Origin of the sequence: Pontibacter pudoricolor (assembly GCF_010092985.1) — a bacterium.
Lineage (GTDB): Bacteria > Bacteroidota > Bacteroidia > Cytophagales > Hymenobacteraceae > Pontibacter > Pontibacter pudoricolor.
Genome location: NZ_CP048106.1, coordinates 4,092,600 through 4,106,924, shown reverse-complemented (window position 1 = coordinate 4,106,924; position 14,325 = coordinate 4,092,600). Strand labels below are relative to the sequence as shown.

At 46.3% G+C, this 14,325-nt stretch carries 12 protein-coding genes; 6 read left to right on the top strand and 6 right to left on the bottom strand.

What is annotated here, in order from left to right:
• Positions 1-11: 11 nt before the first annotated feature.
• Entirely contained in the window at positions 12-389 is a 378-nt protein-coding gene (locus tag GSQ66_RS17735) for a cupin domain-containing protein (RefSeq protein ID WP_162428680.1), read from the bottom strand.
• Positions 390-688: 299 nt separating this feature from the next.
• Here GSQ66_RS17735 and clpB point away from each other — a divergent pair, with 299 nt between their 5' ends.
• Together clpB and GSQ66_RS17725 are read left to right on the top strand one after the other, a co-directional pair.
• The gene (gene clpB, locus GSQ66_RS17730; RefSeq protein ID WP_162428679.1) at positions 689-3,307 is read left to right on the top strand and encodes an ATP-dependent chaperone ClpB; all 2,619 of its coding nucleotides are present in this window, start codon (positions 689-691) and stop codon (positions 3,305-3,307) included.
• A 289-nt stretch (positions 3,308-3,596) separates the two neighbouring features.
• Complete coding sequence (locus tag GSQ66_RS17725) at positions 3,597-4,220, top strand: DUF4142 domain-containing protein (protein ID WP_162428678.1); 624 nt, start codon at positions 3,597-3,599, stop codon at positions 4,218-4,220.
• Between the two features lie 69 nt (positions 4,221-4,289).
• On the opposite strand, the gene GSQ66_RS17720 is transcribed toward GSQ66_RS17725, so the two are convergent.
• Positions 4,290-5,027: a YoaK family protein gene (locus tag GSQ66_RS17720; protein ID WP_162428677.1), complete on the bottom strand. Its 738-nt coding sequence runs from the start codon at positions 5,025-5,027 to the stop codon at positions 4,290-4,292.
• Between the two features lie 162 nt (positions 5,028-5,189).
• Between GSQ66_RS17720 and GSQ66_RS17715 the strand changes: the two genes are divergently transcribed.
• Both GSQ66_RS17715 and GSQ66_RS17710 read left to right on the top strand, forming a co-directional pair.
• Complete coding sequence (locus GSQ66_RS17715) at positions 5,190-5,783, top strand: HupE/UreJ family protein (RefSeq protein ID WP_162429134.1); 594 nt, start codon at positions 5,190-5,192, stop codon at positions 5,781-5,783.
• A gap of 54 nt (positions 5,784-5,837) precedes the next feature.
• The gene (locus tag GSQ66_RS17710) at positions 5,838-8,177 is read left to right on the top strand and encodes a M1 family metallopeptidase (protein WP_162428676.1); all 2,340 of its coding nucleotides are present in this window, start codon (positions 5,838-5,840) and stop codon (positions 8,175-8,177) included.
• Positions 8,178-8,487: 310 nt separating this feature from the next.
• Here the strand turns inward: GSQ66_RS17710 and GSQ66_RS17705 are convergent, their stop codons facing one another.
• The 3 genes from GSQ66_RS17705 to GSQ66_RS17695 all read right to left on the bottom strand — a co-directional run bounded on the left by GSQ66_RS17705 (position 8,488) and on the right by GSQ66_RS17695 (position 11,559).
• The gene (locus tag GSQ66_RS17705) at positions 8,488-8,739 is read right to left on the bottom strand and encodes a hypothetical protein (RefSeq protein ID WP_162428675.1); all 252 of its coding nucleotides are present in this window, start codon (positions 8,737-8,739) and stop codon (positions 8,488-8,490) included.
• 586 nt (positions 8,740-9,325) lie between these two features.
• On the bottom strand, positions 9,326-10,675 hold the full coding sequence (locus GSQ66_RS17700) for an NAD(P)/FAD-dependent oxidoreductase (RefSeq protein WP_162428674.1): 1,350 nt from the start codon (positions 10,673-10,675) through the stop codon (positions 9,326-9,328).
• Positions 10,676-10,890: 215 nt separating this feature from the next.
• Positions 10,891-11,559 carry a carboxypeptidase-like regulatory domain-containing protein gene (locus GSQ66_RS17695; RefSeq protein ID WP_162428673.1) on the bottom strand — a complete coding sequence of 223 codons (669 nt, stop codon included), beginning with the start codon at positions 11,557-11,559 and terminating at the stop codon, positions 10,891-10,893.
• A 74-nt stretch (positions 11,560-11,633) separates the two neighbouring features.
• On the opposite strand from GSQ66_RS17695, the gene GSQ66_RS17690 reads away from it, so the two are divergent.
• Positions 11,634-12,020 (top strand): ArsR/SmtB family transcription factor, encoded by a 387-nt coding sequence (locus GSQ66_RS17690; RefSeq protein ID WP_162428672.1) that lies wholly within the window; start codon positions 11,634-11,636, stop codon positions 12,018-12,020.
• Between the two features lie 138 nt (positions 12,021-12,158).
• A complete protein-coding gene (locus GSQ66_RS17685) occupies positions 12,159-12,860 on the top strand; it encodes a YjjG family noncanonical pyrimidine nucleotidase (protein ID WP_162428671.1) in 702 nt (233 codons plus the stop codon).
• A gap of 54 nt (positions 12,861-12,914) precedes the next feature.
• On the opposite strand, the gene GSQ66_RS17680 is transcribed toward GSQ66_RS17685, so the two are convergent.
• Positions 12,915-13,334: a hypothetical protein gene (locus tag GSQ66_RS17680; protein WP_162428670.1), complete on the bottom strand. Its 420-nt coding sequence runs from the start codon at positions 13,332-13,334 to the stop codon at positions 12,915-12,917.
• Between the last annotated feature and the right edge of the window lie 991 nt (positions 13,335-14,325).

Here is a 14,325-nt window from a genome sequence, read left to right as displayed (position 1 = left end):
GAAAGCCTGAGTTAGTGCGATCTGGCATAATCCGCCATTCCCTGAAAATCGACTATAATAGCAGGTTCATCTCCGACAACCCAGGCATCGTGTCCCGGGGGCAGTGTTGATACATCACCAGGTTTACAGTCAAACTCAGTACCATCGTCCATTCGTACCCGCAGCACGCCGGCTATATGATATTGGAAGTGGGCCGCCTCGCAGCTGTCTGTTTTCGCGATAGGTTTTACGGATTCGGCCCATCTCCAACCGGGCTCTAAGGTAGCTTTACCAACTATAGCACCACCCACTTTAATTAGTTCCAGTTTTCCTTTCGGAAAGTTTCTTACTTCATCCGGAGAACCGAAGTTCTTTACTTCAGCTTTCTCATTTAAAGTGCGTTTTTCCATAGTTTTAAAATTATCAGTTACATATCACCCTTTTTTCTATTTTTACTATCAGGGTAGTGCTTTGTTCTATAGTTTACTCAGTATAAACTGCTCTTCAGTAAATAGTTCTTCTCTCGAAAACCTGATTCAAACTATAGATTGCAAACAGTCTTAATCAAGCGGTCAATTTGTCCGGATAATGTAAAAACTTATAAAATTTACCTGCCATAATTTCAGTAAAATCATACCATAATACCATTGGTGTACCCTTTGCTGTGTAGCTCGTAAACTATAACTATAGGAAAAACAGGCAAAACGATATGAATTTTAATAACTATACCATTAAAGCCCAGGAAGCCATCCAGAAGGCAACCGAGATAGCAGGCGGCTTTCAGCAGCAGGCCATCGAAACCGGGCATATTTTAAAAGCAATACTGGAGACAGACGAGAATGTAACAAACTTCCTGCTCCAGAAACTAAACATCAACGGTAACATCCTGCATACCAAGCTCGACGAGATTGTGGCCGGTTACCCAAAAGTGAGCGGCGGCAGCCCGTATCTGGCTAACGATGCCAATGCAGCCTTGCAAAAAGCAACCTCATACCTGAAAGAGTTTGGTGATGAGTATGTAGCTATCGAGCACATGCTGCTGGGCATATTGGCTGGTCGCGACCGTGTGGCTGGTTTGATGAAGGATGTTGGGTTTAATGAGAAAGACCTGAAGAAAGCCATTAAAGAGCTACGTGGTGGTGCCAAGGTAACCGACCAGAACGCCGAAGCCAAGTACAACTCGCTGAAACGTTACGCCCGCGACCTGAACGAAATGGCCCGCAGCGGCAAGATCGATCCGGTTATTGGCCGGGATGAGGAGATACGTCGTGTGCTGCAGATACTGAGCCGTCGTACCAAAAACAACCCTGTACTGCTGGGTGAGCCTGGCGTTGGCAAAACAGCTATAGTTGAAGGCCTGGCGCAGCGAATCGTATCGGGCGACGTGCCGGAAAACCTGAAGAACAAAACGCTGATGAGCCTGGATATGGGCTTATTGGTAGCAGGTGCCAAGTATAAAGGTGAGTTTGAAGAGCGACTGAAAGCGGTAATCAAAGAAGTGGTGGATGCCGAAGGTGACATCGTTCTCTTCATCGACGAGATTCACACGCTGATTGGTGCAGGTGCGGGCGGAGAAAGCGCCATGGATGCTGCAAACCTTTTAAAACCAGCTTTGGCGCGTGGCGAGCTGCATGCCATAGGTGCCACTACCCTGAAAGAATATCAGAAATATATTGAGAAGGATAAAGCGCTGGAGCGACGTTTCCAGGCGGTAATGGTGGATGAGCCAAGCGTACAGGATGCTATTTCTATCCTTCGTGGTATCAAAGAAAAGTATGAAGTACACCATGGGGTTCGCATTAAAGACGACGCCATTATTGCTGCTGTAGAATTATCGAGCCGCTACATTACAGACCGTTTTTTACCGGACAAGGCCATTGACCTGATGGACGAAGCAGCTGCGAAACTGCGCATCGAGATTGACTCGCTGCCGGTAGAGCTGGACGAGATTCAGCGACGAATTATGCAGCTGGAGATTGAGCGCGAAGCTATCCGTCGTGAAAATGACAAGGACAAAGAAACAATCCTCTCTAAAGAAATTGCTGACCTTTCGACCAAGCGCGATGACCTGAAAGCCAAATGGCAGAACGAAAAACAGATTATTGAAGGCATCCAGAAAGAGAAAGAGAACATTGAGAACTATAAACTGGAAGCCGAGCAGGCCGAACGCAGTGGTGACTATGGCCGCGTGGCGGAGTTGCGCTACGGAAAGATTCAGGAAGCAGAAGCAAAATTGAAAGAACTACAGGAGCAGGTACACCAGATGCAGGGCGAAAACCCGATGCTGAAGGAAGAAGTGAATTCTGAAGATATTGCCGAAATTGTTGCTAAGTGGACCGGTGTGCCGGTAAGCAAGATGCTGCAATCGGACCGCGAAAAGCTGCTGCACTTAGAGCAGGAACTGGGCAAGCGTGTAGCAGGCCAGGAAGAAGCAATTGAAGCCATTTCGGATGCTGTGCGCCGAAGCCGTGCCGGTATGCAGGACCCGAAACGTCCGATTGGTTCATTCATATTTTTAGGTACAACCGGTGTGGGTAAAACCGAGCTTGCCAAAGCCCTGGCCGATTACCTGTTCAATGATGAGAACGCGATGGTGCGTATCGACATGAGTGAGTACCAGGAACGCCATGCCGTAAGCCGTATGATCGGGGCACCTCCGGGTTATGTGGGCTACGATGAAGGTGGCCAGCTGACAGAAGCCGTGCGCCGCAAGCCATACTCTGTGGTGCTACTGGATGAGATAGAAAAAGCGCATCCGGATGTATTTAACATTCTGTTGCAGGTACTTGATGATGGCCGACTGACCGATAGCAAAGGCCGCGTGGTGAACTTCAAGAACACCATCATTATCATGACCTCTAACATCGGGTCACATATTATCCAGAGCAATTTTGAGCTGATGGATGAGATTAATCACGATGAGGTGATCGAGCGTACCAAGGATGAAGTGTTTGAGCTACTGAAGAAATCGGTAAGGCCGGAGTTCCTGAACCGAATTGATGAGCTGGTGATGTTCCGTCCGTTGAGCCGTGGCGATATCCGCAAAATTGTTACCATACAGTTTAGCCACATCCAGGATCGTCTGGACGAAGCCGGTATCCGACTTATTGCTACTGATGAGGTACTGGATTACCTGGGCGAACAAGGGTATGATCCGCAGTTTGGTGCACGACCGTTGAAGCGTGTGCTGCAGCGCCAGGTATTGAACGAATTGTCGAAAGAGATCCTGGCCGGAACTATAAGCAAGGACTCTGTAGTGGAAGCTGTGCTGGAAAATGGCAAGATACAGTTTAACAACGTGGATGTAGAAATCCCGACCGGTGAATAAGTATAAGTTTAAAGTTTAGTTTAGCACAAAAAGCCTCACCATCTGGTGGGGCTTTTTCTTTACCCTACCACGAGCTTTCGGCTTACGAAATCAGTTTCGCGGAGGATCTGTAGAACTACCGCTACAGCAACTCCAGAGATTATGCCTGAAACAGGCATCTGGTTGATGTTACTCCGATTGCGCACCTAACCCCAAACTATAGCTACCATACTGAGTCATATCTCTACCCTGAACCCCTGTGCCCACCAATCGTATAATTATCTGAATATTAACAACTTACTATAAAACTATGAAAAAAACATTTATCTTATTTGCTGCGGGAGCCTTGCTGGCAGGTGCAGCGTGTACAAGCTCCGATACAACAACGGATACAACCACTGACACCACTACAGAGACCTCTGAGGCTGCTACTGGCAATGATATGGCTACCGGCAATAAAACCACAACTACAGAAACCACTGGCGCTGCTGTAACTATAACCAATATGGACGACGCCACATTTATATCAACGGCAGCAAGCAGCAACGCTATGGAACTACAACTAAGCAACATGGCACTACAAAAGGCCACTGATGCGAAAGTAAAGGAGTTTGCACAGATGATTGTGGACCATCACACAAAGAGTAGCCAGGAGCTACAGGCTGCTGCTTCGCAGGTGGGCGTAACGGTATCGGATGTAATTATGCCAATGCACCAGAAAATGATAGATGAACTGAATAACTATACCGGCTCAGGCTACGACGAAAAGTACATGGACCTGATGGAAACAGCACATAAACATGACATTGCTATGTATGAGGCCAAGAGCATGAATGCAACAAACCCGGCAGTAAAAGATTTCGCGCTTAAGTCTATTCCAACGTTGCGCCTACATTACGAGATGGCCACCAACATTGAAGACACAGTAGATTAACTATAAACTATAAGAAAGCGGCGCCTGCAAACAGAGGTTTACCGGCGCCGCTTTCTTATAGTTTATGAGTTACCGGGTAGCAGATAAATGCCGCAAGTGCCGCCATAGTTTTATGATACGGACCCGCGATATGTCATAAAACATAGCAACTATAAGCAGCCCGGCCGGAATCAGGAAAGTGTAATACTGTAATACCGTGTAACTATAGCCTCCGGCAACGGCCCCTGCCAGAAAGAAAAGTATAATAACCAACCGGAGTACGATACGTTTCTGTAGTCCGGGCTTTCGCAGGTGTACAGGTAAGGTGGCTGCCGCCAGGTCTATTCCGAGATCAGTAAAAATACCTGTAAGGTGCGTGGTACGCACAACGGAGCCTGATATCATTGAGACCATGGCATTCTGCAGGCCCATGGCAAAAAGCAGACTACCCGCAAAAACTTCGCGCATCACTATACTACCATCATATTTGTACCCGTAAATACTATTCAGCAGTAAAATCGCAATCTCTATAAAAATGGGAATTGTATAGGCAAATACCTGGTCGCGGCCAACCCGCCCGACTATAAAACTCGATGTAAAAGCGCCCAGCAGAAAAAGGAACATCCACAACCCGATAATCCGGACCGCCCTCATATCGCCTTGCGCCATGCTTTCGGCAAAGTAAGCTACATGGCCGGTAACATTGGTGGTAAGTACTGCAAAGGCAAGCAAGCCGGCAATGTTAACAAATCCGGCGGTAAGGCAAAGGATAGCTGCCAACCGAATGTTGTGCCTGAAATTCCTGCGATTTCCGAGGTGCCGTAACATATCCAAAAGGTACTAAATTTCAGAAGATACTGCCCTTTATTTCACATAATTTATCTGCTTGTTTTATTCTGGTATGCTATCCCTTATCCCTCCTATTGCATGCAAAAGTTTAAACATGTAATTTACCGCTCAGCTTATACCATAACCTATACTTTCATCACTTTGTCATCTGTATTTTTCACCTACATGGAGCTGGGCTTCCATCATATTTTTAACCTGAAAGCCTACGACCACATGCTTTTTCTCTTTGCCTTGTGTGCCATCTATACCTTAGGAGACTGGCGAAAAGTAATTGCACTGGTTACGAGCTTTACCATTGGCCACTCCATCACACTGGCTCTTTCCACATTCAATATCATCAAGTTTGATACCGGCCTGATCGAGTTTCTGATTCCGGTAACTATCTTTATCACCTGCGTTACCAACTTTTTTAAGCTGAAAGGCGCTGCCAGCAAGCAACACACCATCTTTTCGATGCACAACCTGATGGCTGTCTTTTTTGGGCTGGTTCACGGCATGGGCTTCTCGAATTACCTGAAATCACTTTTAGGACGAAACAGTGATACCTGGCTGCAGCTACTGGCGTTTAATGTCGGTATTGAGCTGGGTCAGTTACTGATCGTTTTTCTGCTGCTGATCGCTGCTTTCCTGATGCTGAACCTGTTCAGTGCCAAACGCCGCGACTGGATAATAGTACTTTCGAGCGCAGTAGCAGGCATTTCCTTGATTTTGATGATGGAAACCAATATCTTTTAACAGACTTTACCTTATACAACCAACTATACTAACCTTAACTCACTTACAATTCTGATGAAAAACCTACTCACAGGTTTAGTCTTTTTCGGATTAGCAGCTGCGCCTATCGCAACTATGGCACAGAGCAACACCGATCAGTCTAAATTTAAGCAGTTGCAGCAGGAGCTTCCTACGCCAAACACCTACCGTTCGGCATCAGGCGCTCCGGGCCACCAATACTGGCAACAACGTGCAGACTATAACATTAAAGTTGAGCTGAACGACGAAAACCAATCTATTAACGGCTCTGAAACTATAACCTACACCAACAACTCGCCAGACGTACTATCTTACCTGTGGCTGCAGCTGGACCAGAACATCTACGAGCCAAACTCGATGGCAAACTCAACCCGTACCGGCGCGCTTAACGATAAGATGCCGTTACAAGCCGTGGAGTACATGACGCGTGAGAAGTTTGATGGAGGTTTTAAAATCAGAACAGTAAAAGACCGCAATGGCAAAGCGCTGAAATACACCATCAACAACACAATGATGCGTATTGACCTGCCCTCTGACCTGAAACCGAAGCAAAGCTTTACTTTCAGCATCGACTGGAATCATAACATTAATGACCAGTTAGCTTTGGGTGGACGCTCCGGTTACGAGTTCTTTCCGGAAGATGGTAACTACCTGTACGAAATGGCGCAGTGGTTCCCGCGCATGGCCGTGTATGATGACGTAAATGGCTGGCAGCACAAGCAGTTTTTGGGCAGCGGCGAGTTTGCGCTACCTTTCGGCGACTATAAAGTTAGCATTACTGTACCTGCCGATCATATAGTTGGTGCTACCGGTGAGCTACAGAACGCCAGCCAGGTACTTACCTCAACGCAACAGAAACGCTGGGCACAAGCTGCCAAAGCCGACAAACCGGTACTGGTTGTAACGCAGGAAGAAGCTACACAAGCCGAGAAAAGCAAAGCCAAAGGCAAAAAGACCTGGGTATACTCAGCTAAAAATGTTCGCGACTTTGCATGGGCCAGCTCCCGTAAATTTATCTGGGATGCCATGAACGTGAAGGTAGCCGGTAAAAATGTATTGGCTATGTCGTATTATCCTAAAGAAGGAAATCCGCTTTGGGGCCAATACTCTACCGAGTCGGTAGCACATACACTGGAAGTTTATTCAAAGCACACTATAGACTATCCTTACCCGGTGGCTATTTCGGTGCACGGCCCGGTTGGTGGCATGGAGTACCCGATGCTGTCGTTTAACGGTTACCGCCCGGAGCCGGATGGCACGTATTCTGACCGTACTAAGTATGGTTTGATCACAGTTATCATTCACGAAGTAGGCCATAACTTCTTCCCGATGATCATTAACTCGGATGAACGCCAGTGGACCTGGATGGATGAAGGACTGAACACGTTTATGCAGTACCTGGCAGAGCAGGAGTGGGAACGTAATTATCCATCGCGCCGTGGCGAACCGGCTGATATAGTTGAATATATGAAGAGCGCCAAGAACACGCAGGTGCCGATCATGACCAACTCAGAGTCTGTACTGCAGTTCGGGAATAATGCCTATGGCAAGCCAGCCACCGCACTTAACATTCTTCGCGAAACGATAATGGGACGTGAGCTGTTTGACTATGCTTTTAAAGAATATTCGCAGCGTTGGGCTTTTAAACACCCGATGCCGGCAGACTTTTTCAGAACGATGGAAGATGCTTCCGGCGTTGACCTTGACTGGTTCTGGAGAGGCTGGTTCTATACCACAGACCACACGGACATCTCTATTGAAGGTGTAAAATGGTATACGATAGATTCGCAGAACCCGGAATTTGTTAGCGCCCAGAAACGTACCGAGCAGAACAAGGCACCACAGACATTATCGCAGCAGCGCAACCTGCAGGATATAAAGAAAACCCGTGTGGAGCTACGCCCTGAACTGAATGACTTTTATAATAGCTACGACGAGCTGGCCGTAACTGAAGCAGACAAGCAGCGTCACCAAAGCTTCCTGAGCGGCTTAACCCCGCAACAGAAAAAAGTGCTTGATTCAGGCCTTAACTTTTATGAAGTTGGTTTCAAAAACCTGGGTGGACTTGTAATGCCACTGATCGTGAAGATGACTTATGAAGACGGCACAAACGAGATAGTGAACGTACCCGCAGAAGTGTGGCGCTACAACAACGAAGAGATTACCAAGGTATTCGTAACTGAAAAGCCTGTTGTAAACTTCGAGCTTGACCCAATGCTACAAACTGCCGACACCGATCTGTCTAACAACTACTTTCCGCGCAAACTGGCACCTAGCCGCTTCGAGATTTTCCAGCAGCAGCAACGTAACCAGCCAAACCAAATGCAGCGCCAGAACGCTACGCAAAATAACAACAGTAACAACTCAGGTCGCTAGGATCTATAGTTCATATTTTTTAAAGCCTTCGGATGATTTCCGAAGGCTTTTTTTGTTACATCTTCTCTTTTCAGGATTGTGATTTCTGCTGTTACTATAATTGGGTTTGTTATGCTATAGTTATAGCTTTAGTTTTACCCCTTCCAGCCTTCCCCTTTCAAAGAGGGCACTACCCCCAAAACAGGGGAAGGAGCTTTTGAGCAGTCGCTATAGTTTGAGTTATCGTTTTATAGTTGCGGTTTTAACCCACCCCTGCCCCTCCCGGGAGGGGAATTCGTCTATTGCTATAGTTGGTTTTATAGTCTTATAGTTACAGACCAGGATCGGACAGGTCGCGACCTGTCCCTACGAAACTATCACCACGATAAAGCGATGCAACTATAACTTTCAAACTATCGAAACTATAGCTATCGAACTGATCACAGTCTTTGGGTTGAGCGCCTTTGCTTTGTTGCGGTGCCGCAAGGCAACCGGAGGTACGAGGGTAGCAAGAAAGCAGCAGCGCGATGCCCTTATCGAGGGCCCCTACCCCCAAGACGGGGCCTCCCGGCCGTGAGGGCACCAAAGCCAACTATAGAACTATAGGTGAGTAGAGCTCCCAGAATTGGAGGCAACTATGGAAGAAAAGGCTTGGTTCGGATTGGAAAAAAATCAAACTATAGCATTCAGACTATAGAACCCAGATTTCTCCTAACTTCGAAATGACAAAAGTGAAACTATAGCACACATAAGATCCTTCGGCTAAAACTCAGGATGACAAATCAGAAACTATAGACTCTGGTTTCTTGCTAAGGCTCGAAATGACAAAAGAAAACTATAGAACTCAGATTTCTCACTTTGTTCGAAATGACAATAATGTAGATACTATAGGACGTTTAGCTCCTCCACAGCTGCGCTGGCTCTCTTCGACTCGCGTCTCAAGAATGTGCTAAATGATACAAGAGGAACTATGCGACCATTAAGATTCAGAAATTGATGCTCGGGATGATAAAAGAGAAACTATAGAACTATAGCGCTGGCGCTGGCAGGAGCTGCGCACGTTGCCAGGTCTTATCTCTACTGCAAATTTCTTTAATCCAAAACTCCCGGTTCAGACAAACATCAGTATTACGCAAAACGGGCAGCACTTTTCAGTGCTGCCCGTTTTTTTATTCCTCTGCATTATATCTATCAAAAAACCGTTGCTTTATCTTATCGCCTTTCCGGACGTAGGGCCGGATGATAAGGCGCGTACCATTCTCGTAAGTAAAGAATCTGTAAACCCAGTTACTGAGCACCACAAGCTTGTTTCGGAAACCTACCAGCGCCATTACATGCACGAACAGCCAGACTACCCAGGCAAAAAATCCTCCGAAGTGTAGGTTGCCCGGTAAATCTGCTACAGCACGGTTACGGCCTATAATAGCCAACGAGCCTTTGTCTGTGTATTCAAATGGTTCTAGCTGCTCTTTGTTTTGCAAACGCAGCAGGTTTTTGGCTAACAACTGGCCTTGTTGTATGGCAGGCTGCGCTACACCCGGATGCCCTTTCGGCCATTTATCAGTTTTCATAAAGGCAATATCACCGATCGCAAAAAGATCATTAAAGCCCAATACCTGGTTATGCTCATTTACCAGAATACGGCCTCTCTCTATCGTTTCAGGTGGCAGGCCATCTATTAGCGCTCCCGATACACCGGCTGCCCAGATCAGGGTATTTGTTCCGATTTGGTCGCCATTCTTAAGCACTGCCTTATCCCCATCGTATGACTCCACTAAGGTGTTTAGAATAATATTTACACCAAGGTCTTTAAGGTATCTGTAAGTTTTTTCGCTCGATTCCGGCGACATAGGCGGCAATAAACGACCCATACCCTCTACCAGGTAAATGTTCATTTTGCTGATGTCCATGCCGGGATAGTCGTGAGGCAGCACGTGTTTCTTCATTTCAGCCAGTGCACCTGCCAGCTCCACGCCAGTTGGCCCACCTCCCACAATCACGAAGTTCATCAGGCTTTGCCGTAATTCCGGGTCGCTGGTCATGTTGGCCTGCTCAAAGCACTGCAACATCTGGCTTCTCAGGTTCAACGCATCCGGAATCTTTTTAAGCGGGAAAGAGAATTTCTTGATCTGGTCGTTGCCGAAGTAATTGGTTTTAGTACCGGTGGCAATAACCAGGTAGTCGTATGGCAGGTCGCCGATAAGGGTTGATACAACTTTGGCTACCGGATCTATATTCGTTACCCGCACTAACCGGAAAAAGAAATCATCATAATCTTCGGCACTGAATAGTTTGCGGAGCGGCTCGGCAATAGCATCCGGCTCAAGGCCTGCGGTTGCTACCTGGTATAGCAGCGGCCAGAAACCGTGGTAGTTCTGCTTATCAAACATCACGACCTGGAAGTTTTTGCCACGCAGTTTTTTTGCAAGGTTTATTCCGCCAAATCCACCGCCGATGATCACAATGCGCGGTTTCCGGGTTTCGGGTATATTAAGTGTCAGGGTTGTTATAGGAAGCATATGTCGTTTATTTAGCTTTGGCAACAGCAAAATTTGCTTTGTTGCATGGTAATGCATTCGTAGCATACGTACGAGCTACATTGCAAACAAACGAAACCGACATTGGTTAGTTACTTTAGCAATAAAAGCAACTATAACAGGAGAGCAAAGTAGCTACAGCAGCAAACAAAGAGCTACAACAGAATAGTTGGTCAATATCAGGGAACTATAAAAATCTATTTTTTCTTAAACTCGCCATTTCTCAGCATATCTATCAGCTTAAGTACAGCAAATGGGCTTATAGTTGGTATTAAATACCGGTTCTGGGCTTGTATCTGCTGATGCTGGTTAAATACTTTGGAGTTCGAATTTCCATCCATCGGCACTGTGGCAAACAGTTCTTTAAGCCGTTCGGGGTCAACATTTTTATTAGCAGCGGAGCGGCCTTCATCTGGTAACTTAAGAGCCAGCACAGCTTCTTTAAAGTCGCGTTCGGTTGCCCACGGTATAACCTGTACTTCTGCCAGCTCTATCGCCTCTTCCTGCATCTGCATGATAATGGAATAACTGCTTGATGGGTAGGTTCTTGGAATAACCAGTGTCTGCTTTTTGTAGCCCAGCGCACTGAAAACGACGGTATCGCCGGTTAAAACCGGCAGCGAGAAGAAACCATAGCGGTTAGTCTGCACCCCGCGATCTGTTTTGGGCACGTATACACTTACATTGCTTACGCCATACAAACTATCGCCGATGGTAACAAACCCTGACAGCTGCACTACACGCTGCCCTCCCTGCGCTTTTGCCTGTTCGGGCGTAGCGGTAAATGCAAGCAGAATAACTATAGTAGCGGCTACTACCTTGTACAACTTCACGTGGCTATCTAAAGCTTTTAAATACGACTTCATGTAGTACAATTATAGGGTATATTATTTTATTATAGCAGCTTTTGCCTATTTTTGTTTGCGTTGGTAGATAAAATATGCGATTAAAACACTTCAGTCTTGCTTTCGGGGAACAGGTATTTAAAGCGCTCGCCGATGAGTCGCGGGTTCGTATCCTGAGCCTGATCCTGCGTAACAAGGAAATGTGTATCTCTGACCTGGAGCAGGTGCTTGATTTTACGCAAACCAAAACATCGCGCCACCTTGCCTATTTGCGCAGTGCAGGCCTTGTTGCGCCCCGCAAACTGGACCAATGGGTGTATTATTCGCTGAAGGATGAAGCTGCAGACCTGATAAACCAGATATTCGGTTACCTGGAGCGCGATACAACGCTGCAAAAAGACCAGGAAACGTACCAGATATTATATTCGAACCGAGAACTGGCCATTAACAAACTACACAGCCGCCGCTGGACCAACTTTTAGCCTGTCAACTATAACTATAAGCCCCTTTATTTATTGTATAAACCGGCAGGTCTGCAAACTGTTCAACTATAAATCAGTACAATTCCTGAACAATGGCAGCGGCAGACCGTTTTACTTTAACTTCCCTGAATAATTAACATGAAAACATATACCCACATCCTCTTCGACCTGGACCATACCCTTTGGGATTTCGAGAAAAACTCGGAAGAGACGCTTTATACCTTGTTCGATGAGTATGAATTAGGCGCATTCGGAAAGTTCGACAGCACGTCTTTTTACAAGAAGTACAAGTTTGTAAATAACCTGCTCTGGGACCAATACAACAAAGGCAAGATAAACCAACAGGAGCTACGCGAGCAGCGCTTTGTAAAAACGCTGACCGGCCTTGGCCTGGAAGCACATCAGGTTCCGCAAGGTTTATCAGAAGCTTATACTGACCTGTGCCCTACTAAAACCGCAGTGTTCCCTTATACCCACGAAGTACTGACTTACCTGCAGCCCAAATATGGCTTGCACATTATAACTAATGGCTTTAAAGAGGTACAGGCAATTAAAATGTCGGCTTCTAACCTGCATGGGTATTTTAAGGAAGTGGTAACCTCAGAGTGCTGCGGCTACAAGAAACCGGACAAGCGTATGTTTGCGCATGCTCTTGAACGCATACATGTTTCGCCGGAAGAATGTCTGATGATTGGTGATAACCTGGAATGTGATATTGATGGTGCCCGTGCCGCCGGCATAGACCAGGTTTTCTTTAACCCTGAAAAAAGTAAGCCCAAATTAAGTCCCAAGCCAACTTACGAGATACATTGCCTGAGCCAGCTACAGGAGATACTATAAAAAGAAAGCCCGGCTACTATAAGCAGCCGGGCTTTCTTTTTAACTGACTAAAAGTTAGTCTTTTATGTCCTTCTTTGTTTCAAGGGCACGAAGCTCGCCCTGCAGAAGTTTTATCTTGGCTTTATCATCATTGCCCAACTCACCGGACACTACTTTGCGGCGCGCATCCAGCTTTTTCATAATAGCCTGCACTTTGTTCCACTCGGTATCCGTGAGTGTATCCTGTCGATCACGCACGCTTTGCAACAACATGATGTAAGCTTGGCGCAGATCTGTTGCTGCAATCTTGTTTATCTCAGCGTAGGGCCCCAGCAACTCCTTTTCAAGCGCAGGAACGCCCTGGTTGCCTTGTTGTGTCTGGACAGGCTGGTTACCTTGTGCTGTAAAACTATAGTTAGCAGCCTCGGCAGCAAAAGAGAAACTCATTGCTCCGGCCAGTAATAAACCTACATATGTCTTATTTGATCTTTTCATAGTATTAACATTTTAACTCTTACAAATTGTAACAGCAAGTGCCTTATACGCATAAAAGTGCAATTTAAGTTACAGTTCTGCTATAGTTAGAGGCACAATATAGCCTATACGGGTGGTTAATAACAGCTTAGAGTTGAATTATAATTTAGCTTGCTACAGAAATTAGTGCAATACACACTGAGGTCTGAAAGATTCGTTTTATCATTTGTTATTGTTATAGTTTCCGTTGGTCCAACCACCCCAGCCCCTCAGTGCTACACTCGCTACCTTCGAACTCACTTCTCGGTAGTCCAAGGCGGGTAGCATGTCAGTTGCTGCTACCCCATCTGTCATCCTGAAAGGATCTTGGTAAAAGGGAGGCAAGACCTTTGCTATAGTTCAACTGATAGTTTTATAGTTTCCGTTTTAACCCACCCCTGCCCCTCCCAAGAGGGGAATTTCGGCTTTTGCTATAGTATAGCTATAGTTTTATAGTTACACCCTAAGATCGGACAGGTCGCGACCTGTCCCTACGGAATTATGACCACGATCAAGCCATGCAACTATAACTTCTCAAACTATAGCAACTATAGCAATCGAAAGATCACAGTCTTCGGGTTGAGCGCCTTGTAGATTTCCGGTGCCTGTAGGGCATTGCGAGGAACGAGCAAAGGAAATGTACACCGCGCGATGCCCGAAGACGGGGCCTCCCGGCCGTGAGGGCACCAAAGCCAGATTGAAACGATAGGTGAGTAGAGCTCCCAGGATTAGAAGCAGCTATGAAAGAAAAGGCTTGGTTACAATTGCAACTATAGCTAACTATAGAATGTACTCCTCAACTATTAGCAGAGATAGATTTCTCACTTTGTTCGAAATGACAAAAGATAAACTATAGAACGATTAAGCTTCCTCACAGCTGCGCCGGCTCTCTTCGACTCGCGTCTCAAGAGTATTCGAAATGACAGCAAACCGAAATACTGTTCAACCACAAACTATCCTCCTAACAATCAAC

Coding starts and splice junctions, on each gene's coding strand:
- GSQ66_RS17685 (WP_162428671.1), top strand. CDS start 12,159: ATGAAAACATATACCCACATCCTCTTCGACCTGGACCATACCCTTTGG.
- GSQ66_RS17690 (WP_162428672.1), top strand. CDS start 11,634: ATGCGATTAAAACACTTCAGTCTTGCTTTCGGGGAACAGGTATTTAAA.
- clpB (WP_162428679.1), top strand. CDS start 689: ATGAATTTTAATAACTATACCATTAAAGCCCAGGAAGCCATCCAGAAG.
- GSQ66_RS17735 (WP_162428680.1), bottom strand. CDS start 389: ATGGAAAAACGCACTTTAAATGAGAAAGCTGAAGTAAAGAACTTCGGT.
- GSQ66_RS17695 (WP_162428673.1), bottom strand. CDS start 11,559: ATGAAGTCGTATTTAAAAGCTTTAGATAGCCACGTGAAGTTGTACAAG.
- GSQ66_RS17710 (WP_162428676.1), top strand. CDS start 5,838: ATGAAAAACCTACTCACAGGTTTAGTCTTTTTCGGATTAGCAGCTGCG.
- GSQ66_RS17680 (WP_162428670.1), bottom strand. CDS start 13,334: ATGAAAAGATCAAATAAGACATATGTAGGTTTATTACTGGCCGGAGCA.
- GSQ66_RS17725 (WP_162428678.1), top strand. CDS start 3,597: ATGAAAAAAACATTTATCTTATTTGCTGCGGGAGCCTTGCTGGCAGGT.
- GSQ66_RS17720 (WP_162428677.1), bottom strand. CDS start 5,027: ATGTTACGGCACCTCGGAAATCGCAGGAATTTCAGGCACAACATTCGG.
- GSQ66_RS17700 (WP_162428674.1), bottom strand. CDS start 10,675: ATGCTTCCTATAACAACCCTGACACTTAATATACCCGAAACCCGGAAA.